General features: G+C 63.7%; 20 protein-coding genes, 1 tRNA gene and 2 pseudogenes. 4 read left to right on the top strand and 19 right to left on the bottom strand.

Going from position 1 to position 21,140, the window contains the following annotated elements; genetic code table 11:
* Positions 1 to 67 precede the first annotated feature (67 nt).
* Positions 68 to 2,359: an accessory Sec system translocase SecA2 gene (gene secA2, locus CGLAUT_RS06010; protein ID WP_290186936.1), complete on the bottom strand. Its 2,292-nt coding sequence runs from the start codon at positions 2,357 to 2,359 to the stop codon at positions 68 to 70.
* Positions 2,360 to 2,552: 193 nt separating this feature from the next.
* Between secA2 and CGLAUT_RS06005 the strand changes: the two genes are divergently transcribed.
* The 3 genes from CGLAUT_RS06005 (at position 2,553) to CGLAUT_RS05995 (ending at position 4,308) form a co-directional block, all read left to right on the top strand.
* Positions 2,553 to 3,791, top strand: coding sequence for a bifunctional alpha/beta hydrolase/OsmC family protein (locus tag CGLAUT_RS06005; RefSeq protein ID WP_290186935.1), 1,239 nt, complete (start codon positions 2,553 to 2,555; stop codon positions 3,789 to 3,791).
* A complete protein-coding gene (locus tag CGLAUT_RS06000) occupies positions 3,791 to 4,150 on the top strand; it encodes a YchJ family protein (RefSeq protein ID WP_301924535.1) in 360 nt (119 codons plus the stop codon). The genes CGLAUT_RS06005 and CGLAUT_RS06000 overlap by 1 nt, the downstream gene beginning before the upstream one ends.
* Positions 4,151 to 4,231: 81 nt before the next feature.
* Positions 4,232 to 4,308: transfer RNA gene (locus CGLAUT_RS05995), tRNA-Pro, on the top strand.
* Positions 4,309 to 4,333: 25 nt separating this feature from the next.
* Here the strand turns inward: CGLAUT_RS05995 and CGLAUT_RS05990 are convergent.
* The 3 genes and pseudogenes from CGLAUT_RS05990 to CGLAUT_RS05985 all read right to left on the bottom strand — a co-directional run.
* Positions 4,334 to 4,447: pseudogene (locus tag CGLAUT_RS05990) on the bottom strand (glutathione-dependent formaldehyde dehydrogenase); the annotation flags it as partial.
* Positions 4,446 to 4,520, bottom strand: a pseudogene (locus tag CGLAUT_RS12225) (alcohol dehydrogenase catalytic domain-containing protein); the annotation flags it as partial. The pseudogenes CGLAUT_RS05990 and CGLAUT_RS12225, both read right to left, overlap by 2 nt.
* A 53-nt stretch (positions 4,521 to 4,573) precedes the next feature.
* Complete coding sequence (locus CGLAUT_RS05985) at positions 4,574 to 5,530, bottom strand: CE1 family esterase (RefSeq protein ID WP_290186933.1); 957 nt, start codon at positions 5,528 to 5,530, stop codon at positions 4,574 to 4,576.
* A 73-nt stretch (positions 5,531 to 5,603) separates the two neighbouring features.
* Here CGLAUT_RS05985 and CGLAUT_RS05980 point away from each other — a divergent pair, with 73 nt between their 5' ends.
* Positions 5,604 to 6,404: a class I SAM-dependent methyltransferase gene (locus tag CGLAUT_RS05980; protein ID WP_290186931.1), complete on the top strand. Its 801-nt coding sequence runs from the start codon at positions 5,604 to 5,606 to the stop codon at positions 6,402 to 6,404.
* Here CGLAUT_RS05980 and CGLAUT_RS05975 read toward each other — a convergent pair.
* The 15 genes from CGLAUT_RS05975 to CGLAUT_RS05905 form a co-directional block, all read right to left on the bottom strand.
* Positions 6,392 to 7,066, bottom strand: coding sequence for a CE1 family esterase (locus CGLAUT_RS05975; protein ID WP_095659920.1), 675 nt, complete (start codon positions 7,064 to 7,066; stop codon positions 6,392 to 6,394). The two genes, CGLAUT_RS05980 and CGLAUT_RS05975, sit on opposite strands and share 13 nt — an antisense overlap.
* Before the next feature lie 15 nt (positions 7,067 to 7,081).
* A complete protein-coding gene (der, locus tag CGLAUT_RS05970) occupies positions 7,082 to 8,569 on the bottom strand; it encodes a ribosome biogenesis GTPase Der (RefSeq protein WP_290187052.1) in 1,488 nt (495 codons plus the stop codon).
* A 53-nt stretch (positions 8,570 to 8,622) separates the two neighbouring features.
* Positions 8,623 to 9,330 (bottom strand): (d)CMP kinase, encoded by a 708-nt coding sequence (gene cmk, locus CGLAUT_RS05965; RefSeq protein WP_095659918.1) that lies wholly within the window; start codon positions 9,328 to 9,330, stop codon positions 8,623 to 8,625.
* A complete protein-coding gene (locus tag CGLAUT_RS05960; protein WP_095659917.1) occupies positions 9,331 to 10,260 on the bottom strand; it encodes a pseudouridine synthase in 930 nt (309 codons plus the stop codon).
* A gap of 80 nt (positions 10,261 to 10,340) precedes the next feature.
* A complete protein-coding gene (gene scpB / locus CGLAUT_RS05955) occupies positions 10,341 to 10,907 on the bottom strand; it encodes an SMC-Scp complex subunit ScpB (RefSeq protein WP_232507227.1) in 567 nt (188 codons plus the stop codon).
* 21 nt (positions 10,908 to 10,928) lie between these two features.
* Positions 10,929 to 11,726 carry a segregation and condensation protein A gene (locus CGLAUT_RS05950; RefSeq protein WP_095659916.1) on the bottom strand — a complete coding sequence of 266 codons (798 nt, stop codon included), beginning with the start codon at positions 11,724 to 11,726 and terminating at the stop codon, positions 10,929 to 10,931.
* Position 11,727: 1 nt separating this feature from the next.
* Entirely contained in the window at positions 11,728 to 12,621 is an 894-nt protein-coding gene (locus CGLAUT_RS05945) for a ParA family protein (protein WP_290186924.1), read from the bottom strand.
* Between the two features lie 144 nt (positions 12,622 to 12,765).
* Positions 12,766 to 13,767: a hypothetical protein gene (locus CGLAUT_RS05940; RefSeq protein ID WP_198305047.1), complete on the bottom strand. Its 1,002-nt coding sequence runs from the start codon at positions 13,765 to 13,767 to the stop codon at positions 12,766 to 12,768.
* Between the two features lie 26 nt (positions 13,768 to 13,793).
* Positions 13,794 to 14,708, bottom strand: a complete 915-nt coding sequence (gene xerD / locus CGLAUT_RS05935; RefSeq protein WP_095659915.1) for a site-specific tyrosine recombinase XerD — start codon at positions 14,706 to 14,708, stop codon at positions 13,794 to 13,796.
* An 8-nt stretch (positions 14,709 to 14,716) separates the two neighbouring features.
* The gene (locus tag CGLAUT_RS05930) at positions 14,717 to 15,364 is read right to left on the bottom strand and encodes an NUDIX domain-containing protein (protein ID WP_095661077.1); all 648 of its coding nucleotides are present in this window, start codon (positions 15,362 to 15,364) and stop codon (positions 14,717 to 14,719) included.
* Between the two features lie 10 nt (positions 15,365 to 15,374).
* The gene (locus CGLAUT_RS05925; RefSeq protein ID WP_290186920.1) at positions 15,375 to 16,280 is read right to left on the bottom strand and encodes a copper transporter; all 906 of its coding nucleotides are present in this window, start codon (positions 16,278 to 16,280) and stop codon (positions 15,375 to 15,377) included.
* A gap of 31 nt (positions 16,281 to 16,311) precedes the next feature.
* Positions 16,312 to 17,505 (bottom strand): putative cytokinetic ring protein SteA, encoded by a 1,194-nt coding sequence (steA, locus tag CGLAUT_RS05920; RefSeq protein ID WP_290186918.1) that lies wholly within the window; start codon positions 17,503 to 17,505, stop codon positions 16,312 to 16,314.
* Positions 17,506 to 17,570: 65 nt separating this feature from the next.
* The gene (recN, locus tag CGLAUT_RS05915) at positions 17,571 to 19,301 is read right to left on the bottom strand and encodes a DNA repair protein RecN (RefSeq protein WP_095659912.1); all 1,731 of its coding nucleotides are present in this window, start codon (positions 19,299 to 19,301) and stop codon (positions 17,571 to 17,573) included.
* On the bottom strand, positions 19,302 to 20,234 hold the full coding sequence (locus CGLAUT_RS05910; RefSeq protein WP_232507226.1) for an NAD kinase: 933 nt from the start codon (positions 20,232 to 20,234) through the stop codon (positions 19,302 to 19,304).
* Positions 20,235 to 21,059: a TlyA family RNA methyltransferase gene (locus CGLAUT_RS05905; RefSeq protein WP_095659911.1), complete on the bottom strand. Its 825-nt coding sequence runs from the start codon at positions 21,057 to 21,059 to the stop codon at positions 20,235 to 20,237.
* Positions 21,060 to 21,140: the final 81 nt, after the last annotated feature.

Below are 21,140 nucleotides of genomic sequence, written 5' to 3'. Positions count from 1 at the left end.
TCGCTCGCTATATTACCGGCTCGTGACTGTTGCGGTGGGTTTTGCCACCCAAGTGCGGGGTTGGCCATCAGCGGAACAGATTGCCGATGCCGGAGAGCACCGAATTGCCCGAACCTGCCAACGGATTGTCCGAGACCATGTAGGTCCACGTCGAGCTGGGGCGCTTCCACCCCGCGTCGGCAAGGTGTGCGCCGCGCTCATCGATTTCGACGGTCTCGAACGTCTCAGCTGCCTTGTCCACGGCCCGATTCGCAAGATCCTTGAACTCCCGTACGGCAATGCGGTGGTACTCATCGATCGGCGTCTCCCGGGCGATCGCACGCAGGTGGATAGATTCGCGGACGTCGTCCATCATGGCGAGGTGCTCGGACCACTCGTCGTCGAGGTGGAACAGCATGATCTCCCGGGCTGCCTGCACCTTGACGCCATCAGGGAGGTGCTCCAGTTCCGCCGCCCGCTGCGGATGGCGGCTTGCAAGCTCGCGCCATGCAGCGTCGGTATCAAGCAGCGCTGTGCGGCGCTCGTCGAGGATATCGCGGTGATCCGCGAGCAGCTTGTTGTACTTCCAGGTCTGGGAATGGATCTCCAGTAGCTGACCTTCGGTAACACGCTGGCAGTGTTCAATGAACTGCTGAATGCGGTTCGAATCTATCCGGCCGGTGGCATCCGGCTGCGCGGTGACCTGTTCATCGGCACCGCCGACCTTGACGATGTCATCCTCCAGCGACACGAAGAACAGGCTCAACCCGGGGTCGCCCTGCCGGCCAGCGCGTCCGCGCAGCTGGTTGTCCAAGCGTGCGGTGCGGTGGCGGGCAGTGCCAATCACTGCGAGGCCGCCGAGCTGGGCAACTTCGTCGTGGTCGCGTTCGTCGGCCCCGCCGAGACGGATGTCGGTGCCGCGTCCGGCCATCTGGGTGGAAACCGTCACGCGCCCGGTGTCGCCCGCCTCGGCGATAATCCGGGCCTCTTCCGCGTCGTTCTTCGCGTTGAGCACGTTGACCTCAATGCCGCGCGCCTGCAGCGCGTCTGCGAGCGCCTCGGATTCTGCGACGTCGTGCGTACCGACGAGCACCGGCTGGCCGGTGGCGTTGATATGTGCGATCTCGTCGACGATGGCGGCGTTCTTCTCCTCCATAGTCGCGTAGATCCGATCCGCTTCGTCGAAACGCGCCAGCTCGTTCGCCCGGTCAATGACGGACACGTGCAAACCGTAGAACGAACGCAGCTGGTCAGTCGCTTCGACCGCGGTGCCGGTCATGCCGCACACAATTGGGTAGCGGCGCATGAGCGCCTGCAGGGTTATGGAATCCAGGATCCGCCCGCCTTCGGAGACATCGAGGCCTTCTTTCGCCTCCACGGCTGCCTGCAGACCGTCAGGCCAGCGCTGGAGTTCGGCGACGCGGCCGCGCGAGGCGTCGACAAGCGCGACCTTGCCCTCGGAGACGATGTAGTGCACGTCGCGCACCAGTAGCGCCTTGGCGTGCAGCGCGAGGTTGACGCGCACGAGCGTGGTGCCGATGTGCTCGTCCGAGTACAGAGAATCGATGCCGAGGAGGCGCTCGATCTTGGAGGCGCCGCCGTCGGTGAGGAAGACGTTGCGTCCCTCGGCGTCGATGGCGTAGTCCTCGCCCTCCTCCAGCTGCGCAACCGCCGCAGTGATCTGCCCGGTCGCCTGCTGTGAACCCTCGGAACCGGCGAGAACGAGCGGCACCAGGGCTTCGTCGACAAGCACACTGTCCGACTCGTCGACCAGCGCGACGTCCGCGGGAACCTGAACCGTTTGGTCGCGGTGGGTGATTTGATTGTCGCGCAGGTGGTCGAAGCCGATCTCCGTCACCGGCGCGTAGATCACGTCGCAGCGGTAGCCCGCGACGCGCTCCTCCCGCGAAGATGATTCAGTCACCGCAGCGACAGTGAGTCCAAAGAATTCCACGAGCGGGCGCATCCACTCCGCGTCGCGGGCGGCGAGGTAGTTGTTCACGGTGATCAGGTGCACGCGCTTGCCAGTCAAGGCGTAACCCGTAGCCGCCATCGCACCGACCAGCGTCTTCCCCTCGCCGGTGGCCATCTGGATCACATCACCTTCGAGCAATCGCAGCACTGCTTGGTTCTGCACGGTAAACGGCGTCATCCCAAGAGTTCGCTGCGAGGCGACGGAAAGCCCCGCCAGAAATCGCGGCTTATCCCCGATCGCACCTGCGGCGACGGTGCCGCGGACTTCGGCCGCCAACGCAGCGTCGTCAAGCTTTGCAAGCTCTGGGATGAGCTCCTCTGCTGCCGCCACGATGCCTTTGGACTTCTTGTTGTTGCGCTCGGCTGAAGAGCCCATGGCCTTCCAGAACCAGTCGAATGCGCCCATGTGTGCTGCCGTCCTTCCTCAATGCCCTCAATGCCCTCAACGCCCTCAGTGCCCTGTCGCGTGGATTGCTAGCAAACTTCTCCTATCGTAGGTGCGACCGGCACCGAAACCGCAATGTGCTCTAGTGTTGGTGGCGTTCCGCGCAACGCGTATGCCGCGTATGCCGCGTATGCAATGTCTAGGAGGCTTGTAGTTGCTGTCTTTGAACGTCCAGGTGCCATCGTCCACCGGCAAAATGATGGCCGGAACCATCGACCGGCCCGACGCGCCCGCGCAAGCCTATGCAATCTTCGCGCACTGCTTCGCCGGCTCCCGCCACACTCCGGGCGCATCCCGCATCTCCAAACGGCTCACGGAGCACGGCATCGCCACCCTGCGCTTCGACTTCCCCGGCCTCGGCCAGTCTGAGGGCGAGTTCGCCGAAACCAGTTTCACGCAGAATGTCGACGACATCGTCGCAGCCGCGCTGTGGATGCAGGAGAACTTCACTGCCCCGCAGCTCATCATGGGCCACTCCCTCGGCGGTGCCGCGACACTGCAGGCGGCCACGCGGCCGGAGCTGAAGAAAATGATCAAGGCGGTGGCCACCGTCGGAGCGCCCTTTGACCCGGCGCACTCGGTGCTGCACTACGCGGACAAGATCGGCGAGGCAGATGCCAACGGGTCCGTGCCGGTTGTGCTCGGCGGGCGCGAGCTCGTCATCTCGCGCGAGTTCCTCGAGGACTTAGCCGACACCAACCCGGAGACGTATTTGCCGAAGCTGCGCAAGCCGCTGCTGCTGCTCCACTCGCCTATCGATGTCACCGTGGGCATCGACAACGCGCAGACCATCTTCCAGCTCACCCGCTACCCCAAGTCGCTCATGGCCTTGGATAAAGCGGATCACTTGCTCACCCGCTCCGGTAGCGCGCAGCGCGCAGCGGACATCATCGCTTCCTGGGCCCAGCAGTACATCGAGCCGGAGTTTGCGCCCGAGGCCACCGGCGACACCAACGCGATTTCATACACCGCCCGCGGCACGAAGTACGGCGATGTCGTGCGCACCTCCGACCGGGCCATCACCACCGACCGCGCCAAAAACGCCGGCGGCAAGGGTCAGGGTGTCACCTCGACAGGTCTCTACATGTCGGCCCTCGCCGTCAGCTGCTCGCAGGCCGTCAGGGAGGCAGCCAAGGGCATGAAGCTTGACGACGTCCGCGTGGAAGTCTCCCACCGCGGAGATGGCACTTTCACCCGCGAGATCACCTTGTACGGGGATCTGACGGATGCGGAAGCCGAGCAACTGCGTGCTGCCGGCGCTGCCTCGACAGTCGACGGCTACGTGGCCAAGGGCGACATTGACACCACCGTGCGCACCGCCACAGTGGCAGAGCGCCGCGCAGCGAGCAAGGCCTCCGGCACGGCGCACATGAGCGCAGCGAAGCGACGCTGATGTGCCCCTGCGGATCGGGAATGCCGTTCGAGCAGTGCTGCCAGCCCTACCACCAGGGCAAGCCGACGCCTACCGCAGAAACGCTCATGCGCTCACGGTACAGCGCATTCGTTGTGGGTGACGCCAATTACCTCTTGCAAACGTGGGCGGAGGAGACGCGCCCGTTGGCGCTGGACCTCGACGCGAGTGGGGAACCATTCACGCGTCTCGTGATCGTCGATAAGCAGGGCGGCGGCCCCTTTGATGCCGAAGGTGTGGTGGAGTTCGAGGCCCACCACCCTGGAGGCGTGCAGCGCGAGCGCTCCCGCTTCGAGCGGCGCGCTGGGCGGTGGGTCTACGTCGACGGAACCCTCGGTTAGTTCTTAGCTAGTTCCAGCGGATTTCAGTGCCCTGGTGACAGTGGTGTAATCTGTGCAAGTTGCCGCTTCGGCGGGAACGATCGGGCTGTGGCGCAGTTTGGTAGCGCACCACACTGGGGGTGTGGGGGTCGCAGGTTCAAATCCTGTCAGTCCGACCATTTCTTGGAGAGTTTCGGCCCTCTACTACGGCTTGAGGACGACCTTGATGCAGCCGTCCTGCTTCTTCTGGAACTTCTCGCACATGGCGGGGGCTACGTCGAGCGGCGCGGTGTGGGTTTTCAGGTCGAGTACGCCCAACGACGCGGTCGCCGGGTTTGAGGTTGGTGACAGCGCTGCCAACCTCTTCGACGATGCCCATCGGCTCGTGTCCTTTCATTCTCAAGGGTGCGCCCGAGTGTAGTCCCGACTGCAGTGGCCGCGCCGCTATCGCAGCCCGATGCCGAAGAACTCAAGCAGCCGGTGCGTTGCAAAGTCCTTCGGAATGCCGGAGCGATCGGTCTCACCACCAGGCCAGACATGGTGCCCGCCTTCGATGCGGTAGTGCTCGAGCCCGGCATCGCAGTCCACCCAGCGCTCTTCCACCACGGTGTCTAAAACCTTGGTTTCTTCCGGCTCAGCCGCGCACCGGTTGCGAGCGGCGGCGCCGTCTGTGCTCTCTTCAATCGAGTCATAGGAACTGCCGTGGCGGAATCCGCCGTTGTATTGGATGACTTCATCGTCGGTACCGTGGAAGTCGATTTGCTTCATCGGAATCGAAGAACAACCTTCAAAGACCTTCTCGTACTGCGCCGCGGCCACGGTCGCCACCGCGGTGAAGTCCTGGGGTCGACGGCAACCAAGGAACGCCGCGAAGCCACCGCCGTTGGAGAATCCGGCAGCAAATACCCGCGACTGGTCAACGTCGAATTCCCCGATGAGCTGAGCACGTACCGCGTCGACATACGCGAGATCCTGGTCCGCAGTGGTCTTCGCGTAGGGAGCCGGCGACCACGCCTTCTCCACGCCCTGCATGTAAACGACTATGGCGTCTGCCGCGTCGAGGTTGGTGTGGCGCTGCATCGTCACCGCTTCTTCGCCCAAGCCGTGGAACGCGAAGATCACCGGCAACCCTTCGCGCTGACGCGCACCCGCCGGCAGAGACAAGACGTAATTGCGGTTAGTTCCCTCGACCTCCACGGTGCGACTGTGCATCATCGGGGGCGCCCACGGCTTGAGCAGGGTGGGTGCGTCCTCTCCGGCTTCCACCTCCCCCACCGCGGGCTCTGTGGGCAACGTTGTCAACGTGCCCGTGTCCGACCCCGGCTCGTCGCACGCGCTGACACAGAACGCTAGCAACGACGACACCATGGCAGCCGCGGCTGCGGGTCTAAACCGACTCATGCGATCCTGCCTACCAACACGACTGGCTAGCGTAACGCATCGCGTTCTCGGCTCAGCGGTAGATTGGCCTACCATGTCCGACCAACCCGCTGACCGTCCAGCCCCGCGCAATTTCAAGCCGAGTGCGAAGGACGCGCCGGGGTTTCGCGACGATGCCGCCCGCGCGTTCTCTGCGGGGGCGTTTGCCAGCGGAGGCCGGGAGTACAACGACGTGCGCCCCTCCTACCCCTCCCAGGTCGCCGCGATGATCAGCAGCGCACAGCGCGTCCTCGACGTTGGTGCGGGCACCGGCAAGCTCACCGCAACCCTCGTTGCTCCGGGCCGCCAGGTGGTTGCGCTCGATCCTTCGGCAGACATGGCACGCGTCTGCAGCCAGCAGGTCCCCCAGGCACAGGTCATGCTTGGCACAGCCGAAGAGCTTCCGCTTATCGACGCCTCGTTTGACGCCTACACCTGCGCCCAAACGTGGCACTGGGTCGACGTAGCAAAAGCGAGCCGTGAAGCAGACCGCGTTCTCGCCCCGGGCGGAAAACTCCTGCTGTGCTGGAACACATTAGATGTGACGCATCCGTGGGTGCTGCGCCTGTCGCGCATCAGCCACTCCGGCGACGTGCACCGCGAAGGGTTCTACCCCGAAGTCGCCTCGCCCTGGCGGCTCGCCGACGAGTTGCGTATGAAGTGGATCCAGCCCGCGACCACTGATGACCTGTTCGCGCTCGCACGCACCCGCTCCTACTGGCTGCGCGCGAGCGAGGCCACCCGCGCGAAAGTCACTGCCAATCTGCGGTGGTACCTGTTCGAGCGGCTCGGTTTCGAATCGGGCCAGCTTCTCCCCTTGCCGTATCGCACCGACGCGTTCGTCTACGAACGCTGAAGCCCGAAGAAATCGAAGATCTCTTCGGTCACGTCGATGTTGCGCGCCCAGGCACCCGTCGGCCACTCGTGCCCCATCTTCTCCACGCGGCGGTGCTCGGTGCGCGCAGCGTCGCCGTTGCGGCGCTCAAAGCCAGCGACCACATCCGAAGCCGACTGAATCACGTCGTCCTCCACACCGCTGTATGGCGAGCGCTGCTCGCCCTCGTACGGCACCACGTCGTCGTAAGTGCCGTGAATGTTCAGGTAGTCCACCGGGTTTGGAGCCTGCGCGATCTGCTCGGCGCTAGCCCGCACCGCCGCGGACACGGTGGCCACACCGGCGAAGCGATCTGAGTGCAGCGACAGCTCCACTGCCAATCCGCCACCGTTTGAGAATCCCACGGCATAGATCCGCGTGGTATCCACGTCGTGGGTAGTGATGAGGTCGTCCAAGATGCCGTCGATACGCTCCTTGTCCTCCTCGAAGCTGGTGCGAGCGTACGGTGCCGGCGCCCATGCCAAGCCGCTGCCTGTGGGGGCGGCGACGATGGCTCGAGCTCGGCCGAGCCCGGTGCCTTCGAGGAAGTCGTTGCCGTTGTCGCCTTTGCCGTGCAACGCGAGCAGGAGTGGTGCGGGGCCATTGAGGCCTTCCGGGATACTGACGTGGCAGCTCGGGTCCATGCGGGTGGTTTTCCTCTACTTCCGCTTCTTCGGTTTTCGCTCGCGCACGCGAACCGCGATGCGTATCGGGCTGCCGTGGTAGCCGAACTGCTCACGGAACTTGCGCTCCAGGTAGCGGCGGTAGCCGGCGTCGAGGAACCCGGTGGTGAACAAGATGATGGTCGGCGGGCGCGTGGTGGCCATCGTAGCGAAGAGCACCTTCGGCAGACGGTTGTTCTTCATCGGCGGCGGGTTCGCGGCGATCGCCTCGCGCAGCCAGTTGTTCAGCTGGCCAGTCGAGATGCGCTTGTCCCAGCTCTCCAATGCTTGGTCCATTGCCGGTTCAAGTCGGTGCAAGCCACGGCCGGTGTCAGCGGAAATGTTGAGCTTGGTCACCCAGTTCAGGTGGCCGATGTTTTGCTCGAATTCGCGGTCGAAGTCGTAGCGGCGATCTTCGTCCATGAGATCCCACTTGTTGAAGCAGATAACCATGGCCTTACCAGCGTCGAGCACCATCGAGATGACACGCTGGTCCTGCTCCGAGATCTCCTGGGAGGCGTCGATGACCACCACGCAAACCTCGGCAGCCTCGATCGTGCCGCGGGTGCGCAGCGAGGCGTAATACTCGTGGCCTTGCGCGTTCTTGACTTTCTTGCGCAGGCCTGCGGTGTCGATGAACTTCCAGATCTTCTCGTCCAGTTCGATGAGTTCGTCGACCGGGTCGACGGTCGTGCCGGCGACGTTGTCCACCACCGAGCGGTCCTTCTTGCTCAGCTTGTTCAGCAGACTGGACTTGCCGACGTTCGGCCGCCCGACGAGTGCGACGCGGCGCGGTCCCTCGGTGATGGAGTTCGCTGCGCGGGGAACCTCCGGGAAGAGACGCAGGATCTCATCAAGCACGTCGGCGCCACCGCGGCCGTGCAGCGCGGAGACCGGCCACGGGTCATCCAGGCCCAGGGAGTAGAACTCCGCGACATCGCCCCACTGGGACTCGGATTCGAACTTGTTGGCCACCAGGATCACGGGGACTTCGGAGCGTTGGAGGTTGCGCGCCATCACCGCGTCCGTCTCTGTGATGCCGGTGTGCGAATCCACCACCATGACGATTACGTCGGCGGTTTCCATTGCCACCTCGGACTGCCGAGCGATTGCGGCATGGATGCCCTTGGCGTCCGGATCCCAACCGCCGGTGTCTTGCACCCAGAAGCGTCGTCCGCCCCAGTCAGCCAGGTAGCTCACACGGTCGCGCGTGACACCCGGGTGGTCCTCCACCACAGCCTCGCGGCGGCCAAGGAAGCGGTTCACTAGCGACGACTTGCCCACGTTCGGGCGGCCGACAATCGCCACGGTCGGCAGCGCTTCCTCAACCACATCGGGGCGCAGGATGCCGTACTCGCGCTCGAGCGCCTCCCAGTCCTCGTCGGTGTACTCCTTATCGCCGTAGTCGGCCTCTGCGAAGTCCGCGTCGTCGAAATCGTCTTCGTCGAGGTAGTACTCGACGTCATCGAGCCCAGAAGCGTCGATACCCGGCTGGAAGAACTGCGTCTCTTCCGCTTCGTTCGGATCAAACTTGTTGCTCACTTCGCGCTCCTTTCGATCACCTGAATCAGGGAGGCCAGAACCTCGTCTCGCGTCATGTCGGAGGTGTCAATGATCTCGGCATCATCTGCGGGCCGCAGTGGGCTGGTCGCGCGCGACGAATCCAGCTCGTCGCGGCGCTGCACATCTGCAAGCACGGTGTCGAAATCGGCATCGCGGCCGGCTGCGATGTCTTGTTCGTAGCGGCGCTGCGCACGTACGTTGGCGGACGCAGTCATGAACGCCTTCGCGGGGGCGTCGACAAGCACGACCGTGCCGATGTCGCGACCTTCCACGATCGCGCGGTGCGCATCCATCGTGAGTTTGCGCTGTAGCGCAACGAGGTTTTCGCGCACCTCGGGGATAGCTGACACCGCAGAGACGTTGCGGGTGACTTCCGCGCCGCGGATCTCACCGGAGACATCCTCGCCGCCGAGCAGCACTTCCGTGGAATCAGGGTCGTCCGACACTGTCAGGGGCAACTCCGCCGTCGTCTCGATCACGGCCGGAGTGTCTCGCGGATCCACCCCAGCACGCAAGACCGCGAGGGTGGCCACGCGATACATCGCACCGGTGTCGATGTATTTTGCGTCAAGCTGCTTCGCCAGCGCGCGGCAGGTCGTGGATTTTCCGGTGCCACTGGGACCGTCCACAGCAAGGATCAACCCGCCGTCGGGCATATTTGCTAAGTGGTTGTAGGTAGCCATTTACATCTCCACCGCCTTGTACAGTGAGGCGAGCTCCGCCGAGTTCAGCGCCCGCATTGAGCCAGGTTTCATGTCTCCGAGCTGGACCGTGTGCACCTTGGTGCGCACGAGGCGCTGCACAGGGAAACCGGCGGCCTTGAGCATCCGTCGGACGATGTGCTTGCGTCCCTCGTGAAGCTCGACGCGCACCAATGACTGACCGTTGTGCACATCGACAATCTGCGCGAAGTCCGCCTTGGCCACCCCGTCGTCAAGCTCAATGCCCTGCTTGAGCTGCTTGACCAGCTCTGGCTTGGCTTCCCCGAGCACCGTGGCCAGGTAGGTCTTGGGCACCTCGTACTTTGGGTGCGTGAGGCGGTTGGCCAACTCGCCGTCGTTGGTGAGGATGAGTAGGCCCTCGGTGTCGGCGTCGAGGCGGCCGACGTGGAAGAGCCGCTGGCCAGAGGCTGTGCGCTCGGAGAGCACGTCGCCCACCGACGCGCGGTCAAACTCGTCGCTCATCGTGGTCTGCATGCCGCGCGGTTTGTTGAACGCGAAGTACTCCAGCTCTTCGTTCACGTTGATGCGCGCGCCGTCGACACGGATGACATCCACGTTCGGGTTGACGCGCACGCCCTGCTGGGTGACCTTTTCCCCGTTGACCGTCACGCGGCCCTGGTCGATCATGACCTCGGCGTGGCGGCGCGAAGCTACGCCCGCCTGCGCGAGCACCTTCTGCAAGCGCACGCCTTCAGCACCGCCCTTCGAGCGATTGTTCTCATCCGCATCCCACCAGTTGTCCGCCAACGGGTGGGGCTCTTCGTAGTCGGGGTTATCGCGGCGCTTTTCGGGCCGTACGTGCTGCTTTCTCGCTGGCTTCGCGTTGGAGATGTAGAACTTGTCGTCCTTTTCTCTGTCCGGTGTGCCGTCTCGGCGAGCGGGTGGAGTCATCGGAGTGCATCCTTTGCTTGAGGTTGTCTGTAGTTATTCAATCGTCTTGGGACGCGGCCAGTCTAGCAGCTTGAATGCGGTTACCAGGCATCCTCAATTGCGTCGACCTCAGGCAGCAGCGGCGCCAAATCTGGCAGCCGATCTAGCGAATCAATGCCCAGCAACTCTAAGAACAGCTCGGTGGTGACGTAGCGGTGCGCACCAGTCGCCTCATCCGGGTCGACCTCCGCGATCAGACCTCGCAGCGTCAGCGTCCGCATCACGCCGTCGACGTTTACACCACGCACCCCAGCCACCTGCGCGCGCGTCACCGGCTGGCGGTACGCAATCACCGCCAAAGTCTCCATCGCCGCTCGCGAAAGCTTTGTTTGCGCCCCATCAAGTACGAACGACTCCACTGCCTCCGCGTTCTCCGGCCGCGTGTACAGCCGCCACCCCTCCGCAGTCTCGCGCAGCTCGATGCCGCTTCCTCGCGCATCAAGCTCATTCGCCCATTCGAGCAATTGCTTATCGACGTCACTTGGCGACGCGCCCAGCACCTCCGCCAACTCTGCCACCATCACCGGCGTTTCAACCACGAGCAGGATTGACTCGATCCGCGATCGCAGCTGCGACACCATCGGCAGCGAATGGTCCGGCAAACTCATCCGACATCTCCTCTTCGCACGCTATTCCCAGTTCCCCGCAGCAACCACGGCCGGGTCGACCTCAACACCGGTCCACGCAATATCCAACGGACCCAGTGCTTCTTCCTGCCGCGTGTCAACAGCACGAGCTTTGTACAACTCCAGCAGCGCAAGGAAACGCCCGACCACTTCCATCGAGCGGGTGCAGTCACGGGTCAATGCGACAAACGACATCCACTCCTCCGGCCCCCGATGCCGCAGGGTGTCCAGGATGCGGCCGGCCTGCTCGGGGACAGACACTTGTACTTCGTGCAGGTGATCCACACGAACTTCCTCCGGCGGCTTCGGCCGAAACACACTGGCGGCCAGTTGCGCGAAGCTCGCAGGAGTGTGCCCCAGTTCCACTGGCGGCAGCAGATCGGCGAATCGCTCCTCCATCGCCACCGCCCGCGGGTAACGACGCTTCGCATCCAGCTGCCACTGCGCGAACTCGTCGGCTACCTGCTGGTAGGCCCGGTACTGAAGCAAGCGCGCAAAAAGGAGATCCCGCGATTCCAACAGCTCCAGATCTTCGATCTCGTCGGACTCACCGCGCGGTAGAAGGCGAGCTGCTTTCAAGTCCAACAGCGTTGCGGCGATGAGCAGAAACTCAGTCACCTCATCGAGCTCCGCGGTCTCTCCAAGCGCCCGGGTGTAGGCGATGAACTCGTCGGTGACCTCGGCCAGCGCCACCTCAGTGACATCCAGCTTCTTCGAGTTGATGAGGTTCAGGAGAAGGTCGAAGGGTCCCTCAAAATTGTTGAGCACCAGCGTGAAGCCGGTGATTTCCGGCTGCACCACGTTAGCGCTCGGTCCTCTCCATCACCTCGAGCGCGAGATTTCGGTACTGCTCGGCCCCCTGGGAGTTCGGTGCCCACGTCGTAATCGGCTCGCCCGCCACCGACGTTTCCGGGAACCGGACAGTACGGGTGATGACCGTGTCAAAGACGCGGTCACCGAAGACCTCAACGACCCGCTCCATCACCTCGCGTGCGTGGGTTGTACGCCGGTCAAACATGGTCACCAAAATGCCCACGATGTCGAGGTCGAAATTGATGCGGTCCCGAACCTTCTCCACGGTATCGGTGAGAAGCGCAAGGCCACGCAGCGAGTAATACTCGCCTTCCATCGGGATGATCACGCCGTGCGACGCGGCGAGCGCGTTGACCGTGAGCAACCCCAGTGATGGGCCGCAGTCGATGAAGATGAAGTCGTATTCGTTGCGCACCGGCCGCAGGGCGCGGGCCAGCGTCTGCTCGCGGCCGACCTCGTTGACCAGCTGAATCTCCGCGGCAGAGAGGTCGATGTTGGCGGGCACGAGGTCGAGGCCCGAGACCTTGGAATGCCGAATCGCTGCGTGCACGCTCGCAGTGTTGTCGAAGAGCAGGTCGTAGACGGTGAGCTGATCGTCGTCGTGTGCGGTGCCCAGGCCAGCGGACAACGCGCCCTGGGGGTCAAGATCGACGAGGAGCACTTTCCTACCCTGCTCAACCAGCGAGGCACCAAGGTTGATCGTGGAGGTGGTCTTTCCGACCCCGCCCTTTTGGTTCACCATAGAGATGATCGTCGCCGGACCGTGGCGGTCAAGCGGCTTCGGCGTGGCGAACTCCCGCTGCGGGCGCCCGGTGAGGAACGTCTTCTCCTCCTCCGCATCGAACAGCGCGTCGCCACCAGTCGTGTCAGTCGAGCTAGCCATGTCCGCCATCGCCAGTCCTTTCTCACGGTGTTTCACGGTGTTTTTCGCGTTGTCTTCTCGCGGTTCATTCGCGCCGACGCAGAATCATGCCGACGTCCTTGACGTTCCTCATCTTACAACGGTGGCATTTCGGCAGGGGCGAACCTACTGGGTGCGCCGCCGGCGTGTTTCCGCAGGAAATTCTAAGCGACGCTTTTTCCGGCCCCGCCTAATCAAGAGCATGCCAATAATGGCTGCAACGCATCCCGCAGAGATCAAGACGACGGGCCAGCCGGTGAATGAGTCAGGGTTATTCCCTTGACCTTCAGAAGCGGCCGCGGAGTATGGGCCGGATTCGCCGGCCATTGCTTGCGCGACGGGCGCGTTGGTCGCCGTGAGGACAGCGATGAATTCAGCGCGCGCATCGTCGCGCACCACTTCGATAATGAACGGGTTGTCCGGTGTTTCACCTTCTGGGTATGTCAACGTCAGGGTGCGCCCAGCAACGTCAATATCTCGGCTCACCCCTTCGATAACCTGCCCGTTGATGTCGAGGTACCGAACTTTCGCGTTGCTTTGATCTGTGTTGGCATACGGGAGCAGATCGCCGGCCCGGGAAAGCGGCACCTTCACCACGATCTGGTTCCCGTGAATCTCGGCATCGAATGAGAAACGCTTCGCTTGTGAGGTGTCCACTGGGGACGCAGCCGACCTGGGTTGCGTCGCTGCACCCTCAACGGCAGTTCCCGCCGACTCTTCCGGCCCTTCCGCAGATTCCGCGGGTTCCGCAGTTTTCGCGGGTTCGGGCGCGGCGGGAGCCGGCGACGGCACATCTCCCACCGCGACTAGCGTCACGGTCGCGGAGTAGCCTGCGGCACTCGCGGTGACTGGTGCTGTCGCGCCCGGCGTATCTGGGGCGGTGACAGTGATTACCGTCCCGCTTGATGACACCGCCCACCCATCCGCTTCGTAGCTCGCGCTCACCGGCACGCCCACATCGACGGTGGTCGTTTGCCCGGCAGGCACAGTGATTTCAGCAGGAAGCATTTGCTGGACGACGGCCGGGTCGAGCCCATTGGGCATCTGTGCCGCCGCCGGTGCCGGTACGAGACTCAGCACGCCTATGGCGGCTGCCGCGCAGGCCGATACAACGGTTGTATATCTCATAATTAAGCCAACTCTACAGACCGCGGTCACGCGCGCGGGTGCGCCCCTGCCCACACCTCGCGCAGACTTTCCGCAGTGATGTGCGTGTAGATCTGGGTGGTGGTCACCGAGGCGTGCCCAAGGAGTTCCTGGACGGTTCGCACATCGGCACCGCCCTCCAGCAAGTGAGTCGCAAACGAGTGCCGCAGGGTATGCGGCGAGATGTCCTTGTCCAACCCAGCGCGCTGTGCCGCTTGCTTGATGACGGTCCACGCGCTCTGGCGCGACAAAGCGGTTCCGCGGGCGTTAAGGAAGAGCGCGTGAGACTTGCCTGTCGCGAGCGACGGGCGGGCACGGATCAAGTACGCGTTCAGCGCCTCCTGCGCGTGGGAACCAATGGGTACTAGACGCTGCTTATTCCCCTTGCCGGTAACTGCCACTACCCCGTCACTGGCGGTGATGTCGTCGAGGGCGAGCGCGAGCACCTCCGACACGCGCGCACCGGTTGCGTATAGGGTCTCCAACAGCGCCTTATCGCGCAACCCGGTCGCGGTGTCTGTCGGGCAGGCATCGAGCAGGGCGGCGACCTCATCGATTGAAAGCGTGTCCGGAAGCTTTTCGCCGGCTGCTGGCGGAGACACGTCAGCCGAGACGTCGGCAAGCAAAAGCCCCTCTGCAACTCCGAACTTGTGCAAGCCACGCGCTACCACCAGCGCCCGGGCGGCGGACGAGGCGGCCAACGGCTTTGTAGTCTCGCTGCCGCGGCGCAGATCCGCCACATAGGACTCGAGGTGGTTGGCGGTCACCGTGGTCAGATCATTGATGCCGGCGGCCTCCAGCCATGCCACATAGCGGTTGAGGTCGCGGTCATAGTTGCTGATCGTATGGTCTGAAAGCCCACGTTCGACCACTAAGTGCACGTGCCACTTGTGGGCGAGCTGCGCAGGCGAAACGGTCGGCATGGAGGGGTTTAGATGCGCTTCATGTCGGGCAGGATGCCCGCTGCGGCACGACGCGTGGCCATGGATGTCGGCCGGATCTCGAACGGCTCGGCAACGTCGCGCAGCTCAGCGCGACCGGAGTGGACTTCACTGGCTGCGAGGATGCCGGTGATGGCGATGGAGTTCAAGAACTCTCCACGCATGACTGCTGCCCGGGCCTCTTCCAGAGAGAGCCAGGAGAAGCCCATATCCGCCTCCTCATCTTCAGCTTCGGGCTTCTCGACCTCGTTGAGACCGCGTGCGAGGTAGATTCGCACGGCCTCCTCAGCGAATCCGGGAGAGGTGACTACGTCAATGAGCACTCCCCAATCGGAAGCGGCAAGGCCGGCTTCCTCCTGGAGTTCGCGCTTTGCTGCAGTTAGCTCGTCTTCTTCGTGGAAATCAAGGATGCCTGCTGGCAGTTCACGGAGACGGCGACGCACGCTGGGGCGGTACTGCTCCACGAGCGCGACGCGATTGTCGGCGTCCAACGCAACCACAGCCACGGCACCGAAATGCTCGACCACCTCGCGATCTGCTGCGCCGCCGCCCGGCATGACCAACGTGTCTCGGCGGAGGGCAATCACCGGAGCGTCGACAAGCAGTTCTGACTGCGTGACCTCGAAATTATGGCTCATGCCCACTACCCTACTGCTGACCGGCTACCAGGTCACCGGCTGCTAAGACCGCACCAATGCGACCCGCGTCAGTGTCGACGTGGCCGACCGGATGGGCATGCTTTGCGTCTTGCTCGCCCCCAGGTGTGGCCAGCACTACGCGAGATTTCGACCCAAGCGCATCCGCAAAATCGTTGAGCAACTGGTGAGCGAAGTTCGCGCCGCTCTCGTTTGGCGCCAGCTCGCCGGTAACCACCAGCAGGACACCGGCGGGGACAATCCCGTCGGAGCGCTCAATGAATCCAGCTTCGGAAAGGGCATCAAGCACCAGTGCCCGGTCATCATCGGTGGCGTAAGCCTCGCCCGTGTCAGGGTTCACGGCGAGGGCGGCGGCCAGAGACTCGCCAGCGTGGGTGCCAGGCGAGCGATTATCTACGGAGAGCTGAGCTCCAGAGGGCAACGTGTTCACGATGATGTTGGACAACTCGTCCGCTGCGTCGCGCTGGAAGAATTTGTCTGTGAGGACTACCTCGCCGGCGTCTGTGGCACCCGCTGTCTCCGCGAATCCTCGCAGTGCCGCGATGTCTTCGTCGTGCGCGCCCGCGGTGCGGATAATCGTTACCGGAACGTCAACCAACTTTTCCGCGAGAATCGTCTCTGCTTCTGCGGCGAGCAGCGCGTTTGCCGCATCAGCTTGGCCCTCGGCACGGAATGCGTCTCCGCTGTCACCGCTGCCGGCACTGTCTGTGCTATTCGCGCCGATATCGCCGCCAGCGCTTTCCGGTCCGGTGCCAGCGCTGCTCGCCGACGCTTTAGCGGGACCCAGGGTGCCGTTCATCGCTGGAGCGATGAGCAGCATGCCGATTGCGACCCCGATCGCAGCTCCCCAACCGAGGCCCGCTGCGAGGAGTCCCGAAGTGCGAGTTCCATTCGACATGATGCGTTACCTCCTTGACGTCGCGTGCGTGTTACTGAATCCAGTCTTGAACGGCCACAGCGATCGCGTTCCAAGTGTTGATCAGGTTTTCGGTGAACTCCCCATCTCCACCGAGTCCAACGATCAGGACAACGGTGGCCGCCGCGACGAGCAAGCCCAGGATCGCCCACGCCCAGGCGACGCCTCCACCGCCGGTATTCGATGTGTACAGATTCTCAATCACGCTGGAGTCCACCAGCTTGCGGCCGGCCTTCAGGCGCGTGAGTAGCGCGGCTGGTTCCGAAGTCTCGGCTTGCGCAAAAATGCGGTCAAGCTCAACCGGCTGGCTTACCGTCACAATGGTCTCTGCATCGTGGAACACCGCGAGCAAAATCGCCAGATCCAGCGCAGAGTCAGTCGCGGCCGGGAAGGTCATAGCGCCGACACCAAGATCCTGAATGCGCTCAAGTCCAGGCGCGTAGCCGTCCGTCTCGGCCGGCAAAATCACCTTGGCGTCGCTGCGCAGGTTCTCAGCAGCAACCTCGGTCGGGTCGGCCACGATGAAGTCCGGGTCGTAGCCCATGTCCGCCAGCGTGTTCGCAGCCTGGCCCACACCGACGATCACCGGTGAAAACTCGCGAATAAAGTTCCGCAGACCCTGCAGCCGCTCGCGGGTGTCCGGCGTCGGGGCAACAATCAGCACCTTGCGGCCCGTCATGGCGTCGCCGACTTCGGGCGCGCCGATGCCGTCGATAAGCATTGGTGCTTCTGAGTGGATGAACTGGATGGTGTTACCGAAGTAGGCTTCCATGTTCTCCACGAGGCTGCGTTGAGAGTCGTCGAACGTCGCGTCGACCGCCTCGCGCGTGACCGGCGACGCGTGGCCGACAAGCTTCTTGCCCACCATGATCTCGCCGTCAGCGTCGACGCTGCCCTTCTTGCCGTCCCGGATTGCCGAACGCACCTCCGCGCCCGCCGCCTCGTACAACGGAATCCCGGCATCGAGCAGCAAGTGGGGACCGTAGTTCGGGATCGCGCCGGTGGAAAAGTGCGCGAGGTTCACCACCGCAGACGGGCGCGCTGCCACAAGCGATTCCGCGAGGCGACGGGTCATGTCCGGCGCATCCACGATCACGATGTCGCCGGCGCTCATCCGGCCCAAGCCCTTGCCCTGCGGGGTGCAGTCGCGTACGGTGCCCTGGATCGTCGGTGCTGCGGATCCGGTGCGAGAGGTAGAGACAGTCATACCCCGTATTGTGCACACTGACCTGCGCCTACCAGGGAGGCGCGCGGGAGAATCCTGTGATGTGTTTAGGCCCGAAGTTTGGCGACTTCCCGCTGCGCCTGCGCGAGCAGCTCGGCCGCGTGCGCGCGCCCAGTGTCCGAATCGTCCAGGCCCGCCATCATCCGCGCCAGCTCCTCCACCCGGTCGTCCTCACTCAAGCTGCCTACGCCGGAGGTCACGGCCTCGTCGCCGACGTGCTTGGACACGTGCAGATGCGTATCGGCGTACGCCGCCACCTGCGGCAGGTGTGTCACCACGATGACCTGGTTGTTTGTGGCCAACCGCGCAAGCCGGCGCCCGATCTCCACCGCCGCGCGCCCGCCCACACCAGCGTCAACCTCGTCGAACACCAGCGTCGCGCCGCTCGAAGAACCAGCCAGCACCACCTCCAACGCCAGCATCACACGCGACAACTCACCGCCCGAGGCACTCGTCGCCAACGGCTTCGGATCCTGCGCCGCGTTCGGTGCAAGCCGAAACTCCACCGAGTCTGCGCCGTCGCGCCCGTACGGCGCTCGCTCAACATGCACGTGCAGCCGCGCCTTCGGCATCGCCAGGCCCTGCAGCTCCGCCGTCACTTGTTCCCCGAGCCGCGCTGCCGCCGCCTCACGCGCCGCGCTCAGTTTCCCAGCCCGCGTCGCAAGCTCACTCTCAAGTTCGGTTACAAGCTTTTGCAGCTTATCGACGGCCTCTTCAGACGTATCGATTTTCCCCAACCGTTTCGCCGCCTTCGCGCGCCACGCGAGCACACCGGCAATATCTGGCGCGTACTTCCGGGTCAGGCCTTTGAGCTCCTGCTGGCGCTGCAAGAGACGCTCCAGCTCTCCGGGGTCGCTTGGAAGGTCCGCAATGTAGCTGCCCAGTTCTACGGAGACGTCGGCAAGCACACTGCTCACTTCGCGCAACCGGGTGCCGAGCTCCTTGAGCGCAGTGTCTGAGGCGCCGTCGAGCGCGCTCGCGGCTTGACCGACCAGGGTGGAGGCGGCGGCGTCCTCCCCACCGCCATATCCGCCAGCCGCCTCCGGCCCGTCGATGGCTGCCAGGGCTTCGGTAGCTGCTTCGCGCAGCGCGTCGACATCTTGGAGCCGGTTAATCGCCTCAACCAGCTCATCGTCTTCCGATTCTTGCGGCGCGATCGCGTCAATCTCGTCGATGGCAAAGCGCAGACGATCGACTTCTTGCGCGAGCTCGAGCTTTTTCTCGGTGCGCTCCTTGAGGTCCTTCGCCGCGGCCCGCCATGCGTTGTAAGTCTCGCGGTATGCGGCAAGCAGCGGCGCGATCCCCGGATCGACCCGATCGAGGGCGACAAGCTGCTTTTCGGGTGCCATCAGTCGAAGCTGATCGTTTTGCCCATGGATAGTGAGCAGATGCGAGGTGAACTCACTGAGCGTAGCCGCGGGCACCGTGCGGCCGCCGAGATGCGCCTTCGACCGACCGCTTGCCTTGACCGAACGAGACACCACGAACTCGCCGTTCTCATCCGCGGTCGAACCTGCCTCGTTGGCAATCGCCTCAACGGCGGTCTGGTCGCCCTCCGGAAGACCGTTAAGAGCAAACGCGCCCTCCACCACTGCTTCCTCGGAACCGGTTCGCACGCGCGACGCGTCCGCGCGCCCACCGGTGAGGAGCCGTAGCCCGGTCACCACCATGGTTTTACCGGCGCCGGTTTCGCCGGTAAGCACAGTCAGCCCCGGCGAAAGCTCCGCCGACGCAGCCGGGATGACTCCGAGGTTGCGAATTGAAATTTCTGCGAGCATCTACTTGTACCTAGGTCCGCGCCAACCCGAGACCGGCAGCTGGAACTTCCGCACCAGCCGGTCGGTGAACGGACGCTTGTCCAGGCGCACCCACTTCACCGGGCGATGGCCACGAATCACCTCGACTCGGGACCCCGGCGGCATCTCAATGCGGCGGAACCCGTCCATTACTGCAACAGCGCGCCCGGTAGTCGGTTCGGACTCCACCGCCACGGTCGAGCGTGGCGAGACAACCATAGGCTTGGCAAACAGCGCGTGCGCGTTGTTTGGCACCACCAGAATCGCGTCGAGCGCAGGCCACATCACCGGCCCCCCAGCGGAGAATGCATACGCGGTGGAACCCGTTGGTGTCGAAATCAGCACACCGTCGCACCCGAACGAGGACACCGGCCGGAAGTCGACCTCCAGAATTGCATCGAGCACCCTCGTGCGGTCAGTGTTTTCCACGCTGCATTCGTTCAGCGCCCAGCTGGTTTCAATTGGTTTGCCTTCGGCGTCGAGCACTTGGACGTCGATAGTCATCCTGTCCTCAACAAAATAAGTCCGGTCGATGACATGGGCAATCGCGGTTTCCAAGCTTTCGGCTTCACCCTCCGCAAGGAAGCCCACATGCCCCAGGTTGATACCGAGCACCGGCAGATCCTGCTCGCGGGCCACCGCAGCCGCCCGCAGGAACGTCCCGTCGCCGCCAAGCACCAGCACCAGCTCGCACCCTGCCGCTGCCTGCGAATCTGGTGCCACGCGCTCAAGCTGGTTCAGCACCGGATCCTTGTCAATCGGCTGCTCCGAGCCCGGCTCCCCTTGGTCCAGCAAGCGCACGCGGATGCCGGCATCTTCCAGCAAGCTCGCTGCCTTTGAGGCGCTTGCAATGTTGTCCGGACGATAGAAATGCGGAACGAGCAGGATTTCGCGGTCCGTCATCGCGTCAGCCATCTACTGCGGTCCTTCCTTCACTGCAGCAGCAACCATCTCGGCCACCGCTTCCGGCGAAAGCGCGGTCACACCCGCATCTTTCACCAACCACAGGAAGTATTCTACGTTGCCGCTCGGCCCCGGAAGTGGCGAGGCCGTCACCGCCCTCAGACTCAGCCCCAGCGTTTGTGCGAACAACGCAACGTCGGCAGTCACCTCAGCTCGCAGGTCAGGAGAGCGCACCACACCCCCGCTGCCAAGTCGGTCCTTGCCAACCTCAAATTGCGGCTTCACCATCGGTAGCAGGTCGGCACCGTCCGCCAGGCACTCCACAATCGCGGGTAGGACCAGCTTCAGCGAGATGAACGAGAGGTCCCCCACCATCACATCGGCCGGCCCGCCCATCATCTCAGGGGTGAGGTTGCGAATATTCGTCCTGTCCAGCACCCGGACACGTTCGTCATTCTGCAGCCGCCACACAAGCTGGCCGTAGCCCACGTCGACCGCCACCACTTCACTCGCACCCCGCGACAGCAGTACGTCGGTAAACCCACCAGTTGAGGCTCCAGCATCAAGAGCTTTTCGCTTATCGACGCCTAACCCCATCCGCTCAAACACCTCAAGCGCTCCCAGGAGCTTGTGCGCTCCGCGTGACGCCCAATCGTCTTCCTCGGTGAGCGCGACCTTGATCGAGTCCTCTGCTTCAACCACGGTTGCCGGCTTCGTGGCGATGAAACCGGCAACCTCGACGCGGCCTTCCTTGATCCAGGTCTGCGCCTGTTCCCGAGAACGCGCGATCTTGCGCCGCACCAACTCTGCATCGAGGCGGCGTCGTCCTGGAGCCATGCTTGGCCCTCCAATCCTGTCGAGTGCTTGGGGGTTGCGACCTTAGTCATTCTGCAAGGCGTTGTGCAGCAGCGCATGTGT

Origin of the sequence: Corynebacterium glaucum, assembly GCF_030408855.1 — a bacterium.
GTDB classification, from domain to species: Bacteria; Actinomycetota; Actinomycetes; order Mycobacteriales; family Mycobacteriaceae; genus Corynebacterium; species Corynebacterium glaucum.
Note: the sequence above shows the minus strand (reverse complement) of the source record. Positions and strands in the feature narration are given on the sequence as shown.